This is a genomic window from Algoriphagus sp. NF, assembly GCF_028823735.1.
GTDB lineage: Bacteria > Bacteroidota > Bacteroidia > Cytophagales > Cyclobacteriaceae > Algoriphagus > Algoriphagus marincola.
This window is the reverse complement of record NZ_JAPEIB010000028.1, coordinates 33695-49894: the sequence shown is the minus strand read 5'-3', so window position 1 is coordinate 49894 and position 16200 is coordinate 33695. Positions and strand designations below refer to the sequence as shown.

Annotated in this window: 19 protein-coding genes; 10 read left to right on the top strand and 9 right to left on the bottom strand. The window is 42.5% G+C overall.

The window, feature by feature from the left end:
* Both OU792_RS13490 and OU792_RS13485 read left to right on the top strand, forming a co-directional pair.
* A partial coding sequence (locus tag OU792_RS13490; protein ID WP_274670446.1) for a S41 family peptidase occupies window positions 1-529 on the top strand: 529 nt, incomplete at its 5' end.
* Between the two features lie 52 nt (window positions 530-581).
* Complete coding sequence (locus OU792_RS13485) at window positions 582-971, top strand: DUF2237 family protein (RefSeq protein WP_274670445.1); 390 nt, start codon at window positions 582-584, stop codon at window positions 969-971.
* 12 nt (window positions 972-983) lie between these two features.
* Here OU792_RS13485 and OU792_RS13480 read toward each other — a convergent pair whose 3' ends face one another.
* Window positions 984-1487 carry a hypothetical protein gene (locus OU792_RS13480; RefSeq protein ID WP_274670444.1) on the bottom strand — a complete coding sequence of 168 codons (504 nt, stop codon included), beginning with the start codon at window positions 1485-1487 and terminating at the stop codon, window positions 984-986.
* Between the two features lie 125 nt (window positions 1488-1612).
* Entirely contained in the window at window positions 1613-2176 is a 564-nt protein-coding gene (locus tag OU792_RS13475; RefSeq protein ID WP_026946314.1) for an LOG family protein, read from the bottom strand.
* 231 nt (window positions 2177-2407) lie between these two features.
* On the opposite strand from OU792_RS13475, the gene OU792_RS13470 reads away from it, so the two are divergent.
* The 4 genes from OU792_RS13470 to secDF all read left to right on the top strand — a co-directional run bounded on the left by OU792_RS13470 (window position 2408) and on the right by secDF (window position 7086).
* Entirely contained in the window at window positions 2408-2989 is a 582-nt protein-coding gene (locus OU792_RS13470; RefSeq protein ID WP_274670443.1) for a non-canonical purine NTP diphosphatase, read from the top strand.
* Window positions 2990-3010: 21 nt separating this feature from the next.
* Entirely contained in the window at window positions 3011-3628 is a 618-nt protein-coding gene (locus OU792_RS13465; protein ID WP_026946316.1) for a uridine kinase family protein, read from the top strand.
* Window positions 3629-3680: 52 nt separating this feature from the next.
* Window positions 3681-4028, top strand: coding sequence for a hypothetical protein (locus tag OU792_RS13460; protein ID WP_026946317.1), 348 nt, complete (start codon window positions 3681-3683; stop codon window positions 4026-4028).
* A 94-nt stretch (window positions 4029-4122) separates the two neighbouring features.
* A complete protein-coding gene (secDF, locus tag OU792_RS13455) occupies window positions 4123-7086 on the top strand; it encodes a protein translocase subunit SecDF (protein WP_274670442.1) in 2964 nt (987 codons plus the stop codon).
* A 93-nt stretch (window positions 7087-7179) separates the two neighbouring features.
* On the opposite strand, the gene guaB is transcribed toward secDF, so the two are convergent.
* The 4 genes from guaB to OU792_RS13435 all read right to left on the bottom strand — a co-directional run bounded on the left by guaB (window position 7180) and on the right by OU792_RS13435 (window position 10896).
* Entirely contained in the window at window positions 7180-8658 is a 1479-nt protein-coding gene (gene guaB, locus OU792_RS13450) for an IMP dehydrogenase (protein ID WP_026946319.1), read from the bottom strand.
* Between the two features lie 112 nt (window positions 8659-8770).
* Window positions 8771-9217 (bottom strand): ABA4-like family protein, encoded by a 447-nt coding sequence (locus OU792_RS13445; RefSeq protein ID WP_274670441.1) that lies wholly within the window; start codon window positions 9215-9217, stop codon window positions 8771-8773.
* Window positions 9218-9235: 18 nt separating this feature from the next.
* The gene (locus OU792_RS13440) at window positions 9236-10174 is read right to left on the bottom strand and encodes a lytic transglycosylase domain-containing protein (RefSeq protein ID WP_274670440.1); all 939 of its coding nucleotides are present in this window, start codon (window positions 10172-10174) and stop codon (window positions 9236-9238) included.
* Complete coding sequence (locus OU792_RS13435; RefSeq protein ID WP_026946321.1) at window positions 10174-10896, bottom strand: LOG family protein; 723 nt, start codon at window positions 10894-10896, stop codon at window positions 10174-10176. The genes OU792_RS13440 and OU792_RS13435 overlap by 1 nt, the downstream gene beginning before the upstream one ends.
* Window positions 10897-11067: 171 nt before the next feature.
* Between OU792_RS13435 and OU792_RS13430 the strand changes: the two genes are divergently transcribed.
* The 4 genes from OU792_RS13430 to OU792_RS13415 are packed head-to-tail and all read left to right on the top strand — an operon-like array spanning window position 11068 to window position 13211.
* A complete protein-coding gene (locus OU792_RS13430) occupies window positions 11068-11667 on the top strand; it encodes a YkgJ family cysteine cluster protein (RefSeq protein WP_274670439.1) in 600 nt (199 codons plus the stop codon).
* Window positions 11668-11727: 60 nt separating this feature from the next.
* A complete protein-coding gene (locus OU792_RS13425; RefSeq protein WP_081701412.1) occupies window positions 11728-12090 on the top strand; it encodes a phage holin family protein in 363 nt (120 codons plus the stop codon).
* On the top strand, window positions 12080-12457 hold the full coding sequence (locus OU792_RS13420) for a hypothetical protein (RefSeq protein WP_026946323.1): 378 nt from the start codon (window positions 12080-12082) through the stop codon (window positions 12455-12457). Before OU792_RS13425 ends, OU792_RS13420 begins: the two co-directional genes overlap by 11 nt.
* Window positions 12420-13211 carry a geranylgeranylglyceryl/heptaprenylglyceryl phosphate synthase gene (locus tag OU792_RS13415; RefSeq protein ID WP_134200332.1) on the top strand — a complete coding sequence of 264 codons (792 nt, stop codon included), beginning with the start codon at window positions 12420-12422 and terminating at the stop codon, window positions 13209-13211. The genes OU792_RS13420 and OU792_RS13415 overlap by 38 nt, the downstream gene beginning before the upstream one ends.
* On the opposite strand, the gene OU792_RS13410 is transcribed toward OU792_RS13415, so the two are convergent.
* The 3 genes from OU792_RS13410 to OU792_RS13400 all read right to left on the bottom strand — a co-directional run bounded on the left by OU792_RS13410 (window position 13194) and on the right by OU792_RS13400 (window position 16185).
* On the bottom strand, window positions 13194-14120 hold the full coding sequence (locus tag OU792_RS13410) for an AraC family transcriptional regulator (RefSeq protein WP_026946325.1): 927 nt from the start codon (window positions 14118-14120) through the stop codon (window positions 13194-13196). The two genes, OU792_RS13415 and OU792_RS13410, sit on opposite strands and share 18 nt — an antisense overlap.
* 137 nt (window positions 14121-14257) lie before the next feature.
* On the bottom strand, window positions 14258-15397 hold the full coding sequence (locus tag OU792_RS13405) for an acyl-CoA dehydrogenase (protein WP_222584413.1): 1140 nt from the start codon (window positions 15395-15397) through the stop codon (window positions 14258-14260).
* Between the two features lie 95 nt (window positions 15398-15492).
* Window positions 15493-16185 (bottom strand): zinc metallopeptidase, encoded by a 693-nt coding sequence (locus tag OU792_RS13400; RefSeq protein WP_035483586.1) that lies wholly within the window; start codon window positions 16183-16185, stop codon window positions 15493-15495.
* Between the last annotated feature and the right edge of the window lie 15 nt (window positions 16186-16200).

Sequence of the window (16200 nt, the reverse complement as noted above, 5' to 3'; positions counted from 1 at the left end):
CGATTACTTGGTTTCCTATTTTGCTGACAGGCCTTTTCGTTGGAATTCTTCCTATTCTTTGAAAACGAGCCAACTTTTAAAAGAGGATATTAGAAGTAATCGGGATACCACAAATGCCTTCTGGGCAAGTGCCTTGAATAAGGAGAATGGCACGGTCTATCCCTACGAGTTTGGAGAACATGACCCTCAACCAAAAGAAAAACGGTTTGAAGGAAATGTCTATGTTTTGGTCAATAGGCAGTCTCATTCTCAGTCCGCCGTCACTGCTGCACAAATTCAGGATTATGATTTTGCAACCATCGTGGGTGAAGAAACGGGTGAATATCCTTCTTTGATGGCTTCGGTTTTTTACATTTCCCTTCCCAATACCGCAATCACCTTACAACTCTCCAAAGGCTATCTTGTACGAGTCAATGGAAGTACTAAGAATGAAGGGGTGATTCCGGATATTTTGATTCGGGATCATTTGCTTGATGAAAAAGATGAAGTTTTGGAAGGATTGCTTGAGCGTTTAGAAGCGCAACAGTGAACCGAATGGACTTTGGGAGGTTGTAAATTTTGTACCCAAAATCAAAAAGAAGATGCAGGAAAACTTTCAGAAAGAAGCGGATAAAAATGTCTTTGGGGAAAAATTGATTCCCTGTAGCACGGATCCATTGACTGGATTTTTCAGAGATGGCTGCTGCAGTACGGGACAGACTGATCATGGGACTCATACAGTCTGCGCGATTGTAACGGAGGAATTTTTAGATTTTTCAAGGAAGCAGGGTAACGACCTGATTACACCAAGGCCTGAATATCTTTTTCCCGGTCTAAAACCTGAAGATCGCTGGTGCTTGTGTGTACTCCGCTGGAAGGAAGCCTATGAAGCAGGAGTAGCTCCGGAGGTGGTGTTGGAAGCCACCCATGAGCGAAGCTTGGATTTTATACCCTTGGATGTGCTGGTGAAGTTTGCTTTCAGTAAAAAGTAAAGGACTTACATCCTAGCTAACTTTTAGAAACAATTCGCCATGTCTCTTCACCACCCGAATTCCGAAGTGTTGATTGATAAAAGCTTTGCAGTGGTTTTCGGCCCACTCAGCACGAGACTCTGTATCAAACAATAGCGTCATCCGAAGCATGGTTTTGACGTATTGCTCATTTTGACCCAACTGACGAATCATCGAGATAAACGCAGCCTCCCACTCTTCCTTAAACTTGTCAAAATGCGATTTGCCGTCAAATAGCAGTTCTAGCTGATTGTCTTGTTGTTGATAGCGGTAAACGCCACAAAGCTGCCGATAGATCATTCGAATGCGATCGGTAGGAAACTCAAACCCGTCTAAAATCACGGCATAGGTGCTGTCCATGAGTTTTAGTGGATTGTAGAGGTAAGTGTAGGATCGCTTGAGTTCGTATACCATCTGATCCAAAAGTTCCTCTTCTAGCGCAAACTGCGCTTGTCTAAGGATATAATTTTTGTCTAATGGGAAAAGTTTTTGAATCATTTTCAGTTCGAACTCTGGCAAAAATAGAAAAAATCCAATTCTGGATAAAATTCTTTTGATGCAGAACGAGAATTATCCAAATATTATTTCAAATCAAAAAATAATTCCTTTTGAAAAACTGTCTTTTACCAGTCAGCCGGTCTTCTGGCTTGGTAGGCTTGCATTTGATCCAAAAGCTCCACAGGATCATCAGAAATGATCAAGAGTTCTTCCTGCTCAGGGTATAAAAAGCCCTCTTTCATTGCATGATTTAGAAATTCGATGAGCATGTCATAATAGCCGTTGACATTATAAAGTGCGAGGGGTTTCTGAATATAGTGCAATTGATTCAATGTCATAATTTCAAACAGTTCCTCTAAAGTCCCGATTCCACCCGGCATGGCAATAAAACCATCACCTCGCTCCGCCATTAGCCATTTTCGGTCGCGCATGGTCTCGACGATGACTAGCTCTGTACATCCTGAGTGTGCTACCTCCCGGTCAACGAGTTTTTGTGGAATAATTCCCAAAACTTCCTGCCCCGCAGCCAGCATTTCATCTGCAATCACCCCCATGAGCCCTACCCGCCCAGCTCCATAGACCAAGGATAGGTCTCGATTGATCATCTCTTGTGCAAGTGCTCTTGCAGCTGATTCGAAAACAGAGGAGTTGCCTTTTTTTGAGCCGCAATAGACCGTGATTTTTTTCATAAATAGGAGATTTAAAAATCTGTCCGAATTTAGTTCTTCGAAAAGTAATGACAATATAAAACCGCTTAAAAACCGATAATTCGTCTTAGGAATATTCTGTACTTTTGGATATGAAATGCCCATGTGAATGGCTCCTCACACAGGGGAATTCCCCGATATATCAAAGTAGGGATTCTCCCGAATCAAGTTCGGGTCAAGCTATGTTGCCGCTGAAAAACAAATTATATACGCATGAAAATTTGCTTTGCCACCAACAACTCGAAGAAAATAGAAGAGGTCAAGGCAGCTCTTCCTGATTCCATCAAAATAGTTTCACTCAAAGAAATTGGTTGTGAGGAAGAGCTTCCTGAGACTGGAGATACGCTTGATCACAATGCTTTCCAAAAAGCTCGATATGTCAAGGAGAAGTATGGCGTAGATTGCTTTGCGGATGACACAGGTTTGGAAGTTGCAGCTCTTCAAGGTGAACCAGGAGTCTACTCCGGTCGCTATGCAGGTGAGCCCCGATCGGATGAAAGGAATGTGGACCTTTTGTTGAAAAATCTAAGTGGAATAAGCAATAGAGAAGCTCAGTTTCGGACTGTGATCGCTTTGATTTTGGGTGAGGATGAATATGCTTTTGAAGGGGTAGCTAAGGGGAAAATTATCGAAGAACGAAGAGGCGAAAGGGGATTCGGGTATGACCCTGTTTTTGTGCCGGAAGGAATGAATCGGACCTTTGCAGAGCTTGATATGGAAGAAAAAAACCGCATTTCTCACCGTGGAAAGGCGGTTCATACATTAGTTCAATTTTTAACGAGTAAAAATTTTTAAACTTGTGGCAAAATTCAGCACATGGGACGGCCATTTATAGTAGGAATCACAGGGGGTTCTGCCTCAGGTAAGACACTTTTTTTGGAAAGACTTTTGGGAAGTTTTGATCCAGGAGAGGTTTGTTTGATCTCGCAGGACAACTACTATAAACCAAGGCATTTGCAGCCAATCGATGCGCAAGGGATACATAATTTTGATACCCCTCAAAGCATAGACTTTGAAGCCTATGCGGCTGATATTCGTAGGATTCAAGCAGGAGAGACAATTTACAGAGAAGAGTACACTTTTAACAATGCCGCTAAAAAACCGGCGATGCTCACCTTTCATCCTGCACCGGTTATCGTGGTGGAGGGAATATTCGTATTGTACTATCCTGAGCTTTCGGACTTGCTCGATCTGAAAATATTCATCGATGCCAAGGATCACATCAAACTCAAGCGCAGAATCATCCGTGACAAAGTAGAGCGAGGATATGATCTCGACGATGTGCTTTATCGGTATGAAATGCATGTGATGCCAACCTATGAAAAGTACATCAAGCCTTTCAAAAATGACGCTGATTTGATCATTCCAAACAATTTGAACTTTGATAAGGGTTTGGAGGTCATTCGCGCTTACCTCAAAGCGAAATCAAGCTAAAACTCTCAGGAAAGGGCTTTTACATTGTAAATATTCTCTATATTTGCGCAGCATGAAGCAAAAAGCACAAAATAACATTTTATGGCAGCGAAGGTTCACATTGGCCTTGGCACTATTGCTGTGCTTTTTTGTCTCCTCATTAGAATACGTCACTCATCCCGAAATCAATAAGATTGAGCATCAATCCACCGAGGATGGAAGTGAGCAGGCTGTCATCTCCATGGCAGTAGATGCTGTGGTCCCTTTTGCGGTGCAATTGACCCAGACAGCCTTATACTTTATTTATGACATTATCAGCTTCGAGCCAAGGTCATTTACCGTTGAATCGGCATCCTTTGCTCCATCCAATCAGCTGGTTGAGATACTTTTTGAGCGGATTATTTCCACGCTCGGGCCCTAGTTTTCCTTCTTTTTCTTGCCAATTTCCATGCATGACCTATTGGTCTATGCTTCCTTATTCTATTTAAGAAATCAATAATTAATTCTATAATCCAATGCAAAACAAAGGAGTCATTGTGTTTTTGACAGTGGTGATCACAGGCTTGTGTCTGTATTATCTGTCATTCACATTTGTATCAAGTGGTATTCAAAAACAAGCCACTGAATATGCCGTCGAAGCGGATGGCAACGTAGATTTTGCCAAAAGAAGATCCTACCTGGACTCTATTTGGAGAGAGCCGGTGTACAACTTCTTAGGGGCAGATTTTACCTATCAAGAAATCAAAGAAACCGAATTGGGTCTAGGTCTAGACCTTCAAGGAGGAATGCACGTGACCTTGGAGGTTTCCCCAGTGGAAATCGTAAAGGGTCTTGCAGGAAATCCCAAAGACCCTGGATTCAATCAGGCTGTAGATGAAGCTCGCGAAGCTGCTAAAACCTCAACTGAAAAGTATGTGGATCTATTCTATTCCGCATGGCAAAGCAACAACCCAGATCGTCAGCTAAGCAGTATTTTTGCAACAGCTGCCAATCGTGGCCGTATCTCCCTGGAGTCATCTGATGCAGAAATTCTAGAGATCATCGACACAGAAGTTGAAAATGCAATCGAAAGATCTTTCAACATTCTTCGTACACGAATTGACCGATTTGGTACTTCTCAGCCAAACATTCAGCGAATTCAAGGAACTGGTCGTATTCAGGTAGAGCTTCCAGGTGTAGATAACCAGGAGCGTGTAAGAAACCTACTTCAAGGAGTAGCGAAATTGCAGTTTTGGGAAGTAGCCGAATTAAACGAACTAGGCGGTTCCCTTGACGCGATCAACGCTGCTTGGGTAGCTGATAATCAAAATGCAGATACTAGCGACGAAGACACGGTATCTACAGAGAATATGACAGAGGAAGATTCTCTTCGAAATGCGCTTGAAAAGCAGTTGGCGGAGATCGATCCAATGAATCCTTCCAATGACGTTTCTCCGATCTACAGCCTAATTCAGCCGAATTATGGTCTTGCCTATCAGGTTCGTGATACTATTATTATCAACCGAATCCTTAAAAACCCAGATTACAAATCACTACTTCCAAGAGACATTAAGTTGCTTTGGGGTGTGAAGCCATTTGTACCAGAAGGTACAGATTTGGAGATTCTTGAGCTTTATGCCATCAGAGCTCCTCGAGGAGCAGATCAAGCGCCTCTAGAAGGTGATGTGGTAACTGACGCTCGTCAGGTACTTGATCAGACTTCCCGTCCTGCTGTGTCCATGCAAATGAATGCAGAAGGTGCCAGAAAGTGGAGATCACTTACAGGTGCAAATATCGGTCGTCGTATCGCAGTAGTTTTGGATGACTATGTGTACACAGCACCGGTAGTAAATGGCGAAATTCCTACAGGTCAGTCTGAAATTTCAGGATCTTTCACCCTGCAGGAAGCACAGGATTTGGCAAACATTCTGAAGTCAGGATCACTTCCTGCGCCAACTCAAATCGTAGAAGAAAGCATCATCGGCCCAACATTGGGTAAAGAAGCTCAAGGCCAAGGTATCATTTCCATGGTCGCAGGTCTTGTCTTAGTTGTCCTTTTCATGGTAGCATACTATTCCAAAGGTGGATTGGTTGCTATCGCGGCATTGGTATTCAACATCTTCTTCATTCTAGGAATCCTTGCTCAGTTGGGAGCAGCTTTGACATTGCCTGGTATCGCCGGTATCGTATTGACTATCGGTATGTCCATTGATGCGAACGTACTCATCTTTGAGCGAATCAAGGAGGAACTTCGAAATGGAGCAGGTCTACTTGCTTCAATCAATGCAGGTTATAACAAAGCCTTCTCAGCCATCTTGGACTCCAATGTGACGACATTCTTGACTGGTGCCATTCTTTACGCTTTGGGACAAGGTCCAGTAAAAGGCTTTGCCATCGTATTGATGATCGGTATTGCTTCGTCCTTCTTCTCAGCGGTATTTATCACTCGAGTGATTGTTCACTGGATGAGCAAAAAAGGAGAAAAGAGCTCTATCAGCTTCGCAACGCCATTTGCTAAAAATGCATTGACTGGCTTGAACTTCGATTTCTTAAGCAAGCGAAAGACTGCCTATTTGATTTCATCCGCGATCATCATTGTCGGTTTGGCTATCGCCGCTGTAAACGGGTTAAAGTTTGGTGTTGACTTTACAGGTGGTCGATCTTATATCGTTGCTTTTGAAGAGCCGGTAGTTCCTTCTGAATTGAAAGTAGGACTGGATGGCGAATTTGATGGCTCCGTAGAGGTTAAAACTTATGGTGCGAATAATGTCCTGAAAGTGACCACCTCCTATCTGATCAACGAGGATGATGACGAGTCCAACCGTCAGGTAGAAGAAAAGGTAAAAGAAGGAATTGCCACAGTCACTGGCTTCTCTTTCACAGATAATGCTGAAAACCTAGGCACCGGCCAATTCGCAATTACTGGATCCTCGAAAGTGGGGGCGACTGTAGCAGACGATATCAAGACTTCCTCTGCCGAAGCCATGATCGTAGCCTTGATTGCTATCTTCCTTTACATTTTGGTACGATTCCGAAAGTGGCAATTCTCATTGGCATCAATTGCTGCCTTGGTTCACGATACATTATTTGTAATTGCAGCATTTGCAATTGCTACCGCACTGGGTGCGACCTTTGAGATCGATCAAGTATTTATAGCTGCGATATTGACGGTGATCGGTTACTCGATCAACGATACGGTGATCGTTTTTGACCGTATTCGTGAAAATATCGAGCTGAGAGGCACCGGTAAACTGGTGAATATCTTCAATGAGGCGATCAACCTTACCTTGGGTAGAACCTTGATTACTTCATTCACCACTTTGATCGTGGTATTAGTACTATTGATTTTCGGTGGTGAGGTCTTGAGAGGATTCTCCTTCGCCTTGTTCATCGGTATTCTAGTAGGTACTTATTCTTCTGTATACATCGCTACTCCGATTGTAGTAGACTTGATGAAGAAAGAGTTGGATAAAGAAAAAGAAGCGAAAAAAGTAGCTTAATCAGCAAAACCTATAAATGCAAAAACCCGGCTTAGTAGCCGGGTTTTTTTATGCCCTTTCCAAAAATTTGAAAAGGATAATGGATTGGTCAAATTATGATTTCAAGCTGTAGTTTGGAGCTTCTCTAGTCACACTCACATCGTGAGGATGCGACTCTTTCACACCTGCAGCGGTGATTTTCACAAACTTGCCATTTTTCTGTAAGTCGTCGATTGTTTTGGTACCGCAGTATCCCATACCTGCTTGTAGTCCACCCACGAGTTGGTAAAGGACCTCTGCTACCAAGCCTTTGTAAGGTACACGGCCTACGATGCCCTCAGGCACTAGCTTTTTGATATTGTCTTCTGCATCCTGGAAGTAACGATCTTTGGAGCCAGATTCCATGGCTTCCAATGAACCCATTCCCCGATAGGACTTGAATTTTCTTCCTTCGAAAATGATCATTTCACCAGGTGCTTCTTCGGTACCAGCAAGTAGGGAGCCAATCATAATAGAACTACCTCCAGCCGCGACGGCTTTTACCAAGTCGCCTGAATATCGAATACCCCCATCCGCAATTACAGGTACTCCTCTTTCCTTTAAAGCTTGTGAGCATTCGAATACTGCTGAAAGCTGAGGAACTCCAACTCCGGCAATGATTCGTGTGGTACAAATGGAACCTGGACCTACTCCGACCTTTACTGCATCAGCTCCGGCATCCGCCAAAGCTATTGCCGCTTCGGGAGTAGCAATATTTCCAACGATGACCTCTAAGTCAGGGAATGCTGTTTTGATTTTTTTACAAGTTTCAATTACGCCTTTGGAGTGTCCATGCGCAGTATCGATAGACACTACGTCTACACCTGCTTGAACCAAAGCCTCTACCCTACTTACGATGTCTGCGGTCACACCGACAGCTGCACCTACACGTAGTCTGCCATATTCATCCTTACAGGCATGAGGCTTATCCTTTCGCTTCAGAATATCCTTGTAGGTGATCAAGCCTGTCAGTTTATTATCTTCATCGACGATCGGTAATTTTTCGATTTTGTACTCCTGAAGAATCTCTTCAGCCTGCTCTAGGGATACACCAGATTTGGCGGTGATTAGATTCTCGATCGTCATGATTTGCTTGATCGGGAGATTTGGGTCCTTGATGAAGCGAAGGTCACGGTTGGTGATGATTCCTTTCAGAACTCGATTTTGATCAACGACTGGAATACCACCAATGTGGTATTCGCGCATGATAGATTCTGCATCACGGACCTTAGCATCAATATTCAAAGTGATTGGGTCCAAAATCATCCCCGCTTGCGAGCGTTTTACCTTTCGGACTTGAGCTGCTTGCTTCTCGATGGACATGTTTTTGTGGATGAATCCCAAACCTCCTTCCAAAGCGATAGCAATGGCAAGTTCAGCCTCAGTTACCGTATCCATCGCTGCGGACACTAGAGGAATGTTCAGTCGGATTTTTTTGGTGAGCCAGGTAGAAGTGTCGGTTTCTCGGGGGAGAACTTCGGAGTATCCTGGTACTAGAAGCACATCATCATAGGTGAGGGCTTCGAAGAGGAATTTATCGGAATTTCGATTCATAGCAAATATTGGTTTGAGGTAACCCTATTTGCCCGTCAAAGGTACAAACAATTTCTCATGCGGAAATACCTATTAGAAAAATAAATCTTCAGATAGAAGTTACTTAGGGTTTTCAGCCTGCAGAAAACGGGTCCTGCAGATATTTTCCTGATTTGCTGGCCCGAATGATGAAGTAGAGTAGTAAACCAACAGGTCCCATCATGAAGGTGAAGATGAGGCAAGGTAAAATCCACCATCTTCCAATATTTTGCCTAGTGGAATCCCGACAAATCCACATCCCAACAAATAAATCAAATACCAAATAGTGGATCCAGCCAGCCAAAACGGCTAAATCATCCTCGAAAAGTAACTTTAGATTGCCTAATGTATCGAAGCCACCTTGACTTTCCCCTGTCAGTGCTTGCGTAATGAAAAATGCATAAGTCAAGGCAAGTCCAACCATGACAAAGGAAAAGAGCGCCTTATAAATCCATGTCTTTTCGTAAAAGACAAACAAAAAAATCCAGCAGAAAAAGGCGATTGAATTGACGGTCAAAAAAACATTTTCTGCTGAATTCATGCTCTTGGAATTTAAGTTTTATGATTTTTTGGGCAGGAGGATTTGGTAAGTTCTTCCTCTTCGTACATTTAGATTTCGCTCCCGCATCCAGGGATTATAAAGCTTGAGTTCCTTGTAGCTATAACCTCGACCTTTTGCCCATTCGGCTAAGTTGGAGATGTCTTTTTCTACGGTTACTATTTCCATCTCTGGATCCTGATAGTAGTCTTTTGGGCGTAGATTGAAGCCATAATCTTGAGGATTTTCAAAGATCACTTTATAAGCCAAAATCCTAAAAATGTATCTGCTTGTCTCGTCATTCAGCAATAGCTGATAATAATCCTCCTCCAGCTGTTCGGATTGCCTTCTGGAGAAACCAGCCTGACCCATATTATAACTTGCCGCTACTGCTGTCCAGTTTCCAAACTTTTTGTGGGCTTGATTTAAGTAGGCTGTTGCTGCTTTGGTAGCCTTTTGCCAATGGTATCTTTCATCGACATTGCGATTGACCTCCAGGCCAAAATCTTTGGCGGTGCCTTGCATAAACTGCCAAAAGCCTTTTGCTCCGGCAGGTGAGGTGACATTCGCCAAACCTGATTCGGCCATTGCTAAGTATTTGAAATCATCCGGTACCCCTTGTTCCTGAAGTGTTTTAGATATTTCAGGAAGATATTTTGCGGAGCGCTTCATCAGGAGAACGGTATTGGACTGCCAATAGGCTATGGAATAAATCTCCCGCTCCAGACGCTCGAAGATATCTTGTCTATTCAGAGGTACTCTTTCTCCCGCAAAACTCAGGGTATCGGGAATCGGAAAAATCCGGATTGAGTCCAAAGGAATGGGTGACATTCCCTGCTGCCGGTCCATAAATTGTGGCCCAGTGGTATCTCTTGTGGGTTTTTGAAGCAGGATGGCCCCAATGCCAGCTAGACATAGGGCCAACATGCCGTAAATGAAAAACAGGTGGTATCGAGGCATTAGAAATTCGGGCTGAGTAGGTATTTGTTGTAGAAGTCATCAATTACTTGCACCGCTTCTGTGGCATTTTCTACAACTGAAAATAAGTCCAAGTCCTCCGGGCTAATGTATTTATTTTCTAAAAGGGTACTTTTTATCCAGTCCACTAAGCCTTCCCAGTAGTTTTTACCAACCAAGACGATAGGGAAACGGCCGATTTTGTTGGTTTGGATTAGGGTAAGCGCTTCAAAAAACTCATCCATCGTCCCGAATCCTCCAGGAAGAACCACAAAGCCTTGGGAGTATTTGACAAACATAACTTTTCTGACGAAAAAGTAATCGAAGGTCAGAAGCTTATCGCGATCGATGTAGATGTTATTGAATTGCTCGAAGGGTAGGACTATGTTCAGGCCTACGGATTTACCTCCCTCTGAGTGGGCTCCTTTATTTCCCGCCTCCATAATGCCCGGTCCGCCACCAGTAATCACCCCATAGCCATGCCGGACGAGTTTGGCGGCGATTTCTTCAGCCATTTGATAGTGCTTGTGGTCCCGTGGTGTTCGTGCTGATCCAAAAATTGACACACAAGGACCGATTTTAGCGAGTTTTTCGAAGCCCTCTACAAATTCGGACATTACTTTAAAAATCGCCCAAGAGTCTGCGCTTTTTATCTCACTCCAGTCTCGCTCCTTAAATGCCTTTCTGATTTTTTCATCTTGCTTGATCAGTTCTTTTTCGCTCATATCTAAATTCTTTTTCTGCTAAAACGATTCAGGACCTAAATAGTCTGTCTTTTCTTTAAAAATTTGGGCATTTGCCATTTCAATTCCTGAATTGAAGTTAGAAAAAATTTACAGTAGGGAGAATCAATTCGGTAGATTGCGTAGTAATTTTGTGGATTATTCATTGAATTCTTGAAGCTAAGCGAAAAGTCTCAAGCAGTCTTGGAGGTATTCCGGGAGCTTGAAGTCGAGAGTAGGGACTTTGTCCAGCAAGCAGGTTTGTCTTGTGTGATAGGGTGTGGGAAATGCTGTGCTAATCCAAAGGTACCAGCCAGTCCTTTGGAATTTTTGCCATTTGCCTTGGAGCTTTATGAAAATGGAGCTATCGAGTCAAATTTACGCATGCTTGATTCTCTGGGATCGGAAGGGTTTTGTCTGCTTTATCGTCCTACCTCTGAAGATGGCAGCAAGGGTTTTTGTAGCCAACATACTCACAGAGGCCTGATTTGTAGGCTTTTTTCAAGTTCTGCACGCCGCAATAAGCAGGGTGAAAAAGAATTGATTCTATGTAAGGTTCTTAAAGAAGCAAAGCCGGAAGCTTTTGCGAAAGCAAGTGCTGCCATTAAGCATGAGCTGCAGGTTCCGATGGCATCTACTTACTATTCCAAGCTTGCTGATATTGATGCTTTTCTGACTGAAACTTACCCCATTAATCAGGCTATTCGCATAGCGATTGAACTGGTCCTGCGCTATAAGTTTTATGAGGAATCTGAGACGCTTGAGGATTATTGATTTTTTTGCTCTTCTCAATTAAGTTATATTCGTCCAACGAACAATTGTTAGATTTTTGGTATGCTCAATATTTCTGAAATCACTCAGACCATCAAAAAATTGGTCGAGACTCGAATCAATCTGATCAAACAAGACATTCAGGAGGAAATCCTGACACTGACTTCCAGAATATTTTTGCTGGTGGTGATTGGAGGATTGATGCTTTTGGTCTTGTTATTTTTGAGTTTGGCTTTGGCCTTTTTTCTGAGCAGTTATCTCGAAAGTCCATTTAGCGGATTCTTGATCGTAGGACTACTGTTTTTGCTGATGATATTGATTCTTTACAAGGTGCGAGACTCGAAATCTTTCAAGCAAAATATCCAAAATGGGTTGAAGAATTTTATTGGAACTGCAGCTAAAAATTTTAAGTCCGATGAAGAGTGAACTGGAACGTCAAACTGAAGAGCTAGAGCAAACGCTTCAAAAGCAGCTTGAGTTGCTAAAAAAAGAATCTGAGGACTGGGTCAAAGTCGGTGGAGCAGTTTTGGCTGGAGCTCTGCTGGTTTTTGCAGTGGTGCAGCTTAAAAAGAAAAAGTCTTCCCGAAAAACTGATAAAGTACTAGAGGTATTGGAACGGGAAGGTTTGCTGGACAAGGATCTTGAGAAGAAGATTACTAAGTCTGAAAAAGCTACGTTTTGGCCTGGAATCGGGCAGCGATTGCTGATTGCAGGTCTTGCATTGGCAAAAGAGAAATACCTCAAGGATTTATTCAATGCAGATCAAACCGAGACGTTCGAAAAAGGTCAGTGAGATACTGAATGATCTTAGCCTTTCCAGTAAAAGAGGGGTCGCATGGTTGATCGATCCAGATGAGTTTGATTTTGAAAAGCTCGAAGAAGAATTTTTTTGGCAGGCGTCTCGAGCTGAGTTGGATTTGATTTTTATAGGAGGTAGTCAGGGACTTACATCTGGTGTCGACGAGTTGATCTTTGCCCTTCAACAAAAACTTCCCTCAATCCCGAAAGTGATTTTTCCAGGCTCCGAACTGCAAATAAGCGATCAGGCAGATGCGCTTCTGTTTTTGAGCTTATTGTCAGGGAGAAACCCCGAATATCTCATTGGTCAGCAGGTCAAAGCAGTAGAGAAGCTTAGATCAAGCGAGTTAGAGATATTGTCAACCGCTTATTTACTAGTCAATAATGGAGATATCTGTAGTGTTCATCGAAAGTCCGAAACCTTTCCTTTGTTAAATCAGGATATTGACCAAATAGTCAATACAGCGCTTGCTGGAAAGTACTTGGGGATGTGTCATTTTTATCTTGATGCTGGAAGCGGATCGGATTCGACAGTATCTCCTGAAGTGATCAAAGCAGTCAAAAATGCTGTAAACATGCCTTTGATAATTGGAGGTGGCTTGGATAGCTTAGAAAAGGTTCAGCGTTGCTTCGATGCAGATGCAGACCTGATTGTGATTGGAAATCAGGCACAAAAAAACCCCGATTTTTTGATCGAGGTTTTAGATTATAAGCGGTTTTACAATGCTGCTTTACACATTGATGAGTGATTCGCGTCGACGCATTTTCCCGGCTGGTACTCCATACATCATTTTAAATCTTCTGCAGAAATAGGCAGTATCTTTGTAGCCTACCTCTTTTCCGATATCTCGAATAGATTTTTTGGTAGTTCGAAGAAGATCTACAGCAGCTTCCATTCGCTGATACTCAATGTAGTCTTGTGGATTTATGCCCGTAAGCATTTTAAAATATTGTCCCACATAATCTTCAGAGACATTGGCTACTTGTGCTAGCACCTTATTAGAAAGATCTCCTCCGAGATTTGTCTTGATGAATTTGAATAATTCTATCAATCTAGGGTCTTTGAAGTACGTCACATTTGTCGAAAGCTCTTCGACAAATAGTCTGTTTTTCAAAATATGTCTTAAAATCTCAATGACCAATGCTTCACTGAGCGCTCGAAGTGAGCGTTCCTTTCCGATGGAAGTTTGCTCCACTTCCTTCATGATATCTTCTATCAAAATGGCGATTCGGTCATTGAATCGGATGATAAAGGGAGGAATATCTAAGCTATTGAAGAGGTTGACCACGTCGAATACCTTTGATTCAAAGCTGACTACAGAGATACAGTCTTCTTCAGAGTTTCTGATTTCTTTGAAGCTGACACTTTGGAGGTACTTTCGTTTGTTTTCCTGAAACTTATCCATGGAAATATCCACGTGCTTATTTCCTCCTCCTATGGTCAGTGGGGTCTTTTTTTCACCTGGCAGGAATAAGACTTCCCCTTCATTCAATAGTTCTTGGTCCTCACCAAATTTGACAGTACCATTATGAAGAAGAATTAGCATATTGTCAAATTCTTTATGGTCTGCCACGGCGAAAGGCTTCTGAACTTGGTAATTGAATCCGCGGAGGAAGCGAATATTTACTGATTCAATTAATTTATTGTAATATTCCATTAAAATATTTCATTAAATACTGATTACAAAAATAGCACTTTTCTTTTATAAAAATTAGAGTATTTATTGAAAAGGAAAAAAAATAATAAAAAAAGGCGCAATTTTTTGAATTGCGCCTATATTCTAATTAGTAATACTTACTTGAGAAGGTTTCTCGATATCACTATTTTTTGAATTTCTGATGTTCCTTCATATATCTGAGTGATCTTGGCATCACGCATCAAGCGCTCCACATGATACTCCTTGACATATCCATATCCTCCATGGACTTGTACAGCTTCCACTGTCACATTCATTGCAACTTCCGAAGCATAGAGTTTGGCCATAGCTGATGCATGTGCGTAGTCTTCACCCTGATCTTTGAGGCAAGCAGCTTTGTATACCAGCATTCGGGCAGCTTCTATTTGGGTGGCCATATCCGCTAGTTTAAACTGAATAGCCTGATGCTGACTGATGGGTTTGCCAAAAGCCTTTCGTTCCTTAGAGTAGGCAAGGGCTAATTCATAAGCTCCAGCAGCTATGCCTAATGCTTGTGCAGCAATACCTATACGGCCTCCATTGAGGGTTTCCATTGCAAAGGTAAAACCAAAGCCCTCTTCACCGATCCTGTTTTCGACAGGGACTTTTACATCATTAAACATCAAGGAGTGCGTATCACTTCCTCGGATGCCCAATTTATCCTCTTTTTTGCCAATGATAAATCCTTCCCAGCCTTTTTCTACGATAAATGCTGAGATTCCTTTATGTCCTTTGCTAGCGTCTGTTTGTGCGATCACTAAATAAACACTTGCTGAGGACCCATTGGTAATCCAGTTTTTGGTCCCGTTTAGAATATAATGATCCCCTTCGAGCTTGGCTTCAGTTCTTTGTGAGGTAGCATCCGATCCTGCTTCAGGTTCAGAAAGGCAAAACGCACCTAGAACCTCTCCGGTAGCCAATGGCTTCAGATATTTCTCTTTTTGTTCTTCGGTACCGTATTTTTCTAAGCCCCAACAAACAAGAGAATTGTTGACAGACATGGACACAGAAGCTGATGCATCAATTTTGGAGATTTCCTCCATAGCCAATACGTAAGAAAGCGTATCCATTCCGCCTCCATTATACTTAGGGTCAACCATCATTCCCATGAATCCTAATTCGCCCATTTTTTGGATTTGCTCCTTAGGGAATCGGGCTTCGGTATCTCTGTCGATGACTCCCGGCAGCAGTTCTGCTTGAGTAAATTCCCTCGCTGCATCTCTTACTGCAATATGCTCTTCAGTCAGTTCAAAATTCATTATATAATTCGGGTTTATTTTACGTGTTGAAATTTATAGTAAAAAAAGAAAAGGGGCAAAATGTTGCCCCTTTCCGAATTTTATTTTGATTTGAATCAATCTCGATTCCCAAAGAAAATAAATATATAGTAAGCTAAGGTCGCTAAGGAAGCCAATGCAGCGACTACATAAGTCATGGCTGCCCATTTCAACGCGTCTTTTGACATGGCGTATTCTGAAGAAGTGACAATATTACGATTTTGGACCCAAGCCAAAGCTCGATTGGATGCATCAAATTCTACAGGAAGCGTCACCAGAGTGAATAGGGTCATTACCCCATAAGAGCCGACCACGATGTATCCGACAAACTCATAAGGAAGTCCCAAAGCAAAACCTCCAAAAAGGGAGGCGATCAAGACCACATTCAAAATCTTCCCCGAAATGTTCTGCAGCGGAACCATGGCAGATCGGAAATTGAGCCAAGTGTAGCTAGTGGCATGCTGTACAGCGTGACCACATTCGTGAGCTGCTACTGCTGCTGCGGCGGCATTTCGTCCATAATATACATCAGGACTCAAGTTTACAGTTTTGTTCATTGGATTGTAGTGGTCTGTCAACTGACCTTCCACCGATACCACTTGCACGTCGTGGATATTATTATCCGCAAGCATCAGCTTAGCGATTTCTGCACCCGATAGATTTGCTTGAAGGGCTGTCTGAGAGTACTTTTTAAATTTGCTTTTCAGCCGATTGCTTACCACCGATCCGATGATGGCGAAGAAAACGACAATTACTATTAATATGATCATCTTTATTTCAGTTTT

Excerpts from the sequence above, each read along its gene's own strand:
- OU792_RS13485 (WP_274670445.1), top strand. The coding sequence starts at position 582 with ATGCAGGAAAACTTTCAGAAAGAAGCGGATAAAAATGTCTTTGGGGAA.
- OU792_RS13480 (WP_274670444.1), bottom strand. The coding sequence starts at position 1,487 with ATGATTCAAAAACTTTTCCCATTAGACAAAAATTATATCCTTAGACAA.
- OU792_RS13475 (WP_026946314.1), bottom strand. The coding sequence starts at position 2,176 with ATGAAAAAAATCACGGTCTATTGCGGCTCAAAAAAAGGCAACTCCTCT.
- OU792_RS13470 (WP_274670443.1), top strand. The coding sequence starts at position 2,408 with ATGAAAATTTGCTTTGCCACCAACAACTCGAAGAAAATAGAAGAGGTC.
- OU792_RS13465 (WP_026946316.1), top strand. The coding sequence starts at position 3,011 with ATGGGACGGCCATTTATAGTAGGAATCACAGGGGGTTCTGCCTCAGGT.
- OU792_RS13460 (WP_026946317.1), top strand. The coding sequence starts at position 3,681 with ATGAAGCAAAAAGCACAAAATAACATTTTATGGCAGCGAAGGTTCACA.
- secDF (WP_274670442.1), top strand. The coding sequence starts at position 4,123 with ATGCAAAACAAAGGAGTCATTGTGTTTTTGACAGTGGTGATCACAGGC.
- guaB (WP_026946319.1), bottom strand. The coding sequence starts at position 8,658 with ATGAATCGAAATTCCGATAAATTCCTCTTCGAAGCCCTCACCTATGAT.
- OU792_RS13445 (WP_274670441.1), bottom strand. The coding sequence starts at position 9,217 with ATGAATTCAGCAGAAAATGTTTTTTTGACCGTCAATTCAATCGCCTTT.
- OU792_RS13440 (WP_274670440.1), bottom strand. The coding sequence starts at position 10,174 with ATGCCTCGATACCACCTGTTTTTCATTTACGGCATGTTGGCCCTATGT.
- OU792_RS13435 (WP_026946321.1), bottom strand. The coding sequence starts at position 10,896 with ATGAGCGAAAAAGAACTGATCAAGCAAGATGAAAAAATCAGAAAGGCA.
- OU792_RS13425 (WP_081701412.1), top strand. The coding sequence starts at position 11,728 with ATGCTCAATATTTCTGAAATCACTCAGACCATCAAAAAATTGGTCGAG.
- OU792_RS13420 (WP_026946323.1), top strand. The coding sequence starts at position 12,080 with ATGAAGAGTGAACTGGAACGTCAAACTGAAGAGCTAGAGCAAACGCTT.
- OU792_RS13415 (WP_134200332.1), top strand. The coding sequence starts at position 12,420 with ATGCAGATCAAACCGAGACGTTCGAAAAAGGTCAGTGAGATACTGAAT.
- OU792_RS13410 (WP_026946325.1), bottom strand. The coding sequence starts at position 14,120 with ATGGAATATTACAATAAATTAATTGAATCAGTAAATATTCGCTTCCTC.
- OU792_RS13405 (WP_222584413.1), bottom strand. The coding sequence starts at position 15,397 with ATGAATTTTGAACTGACTGAAGAGCATATTGCAGTAAGAGATGCAGCG.
- OU792_RS13400 (WP_035483586.1), bottom strand. The coding sequence starts at position 16,185 with ATGATCATATTAATAGTAATTGTCGTTTTCTTCGCCATCATCGGATCG.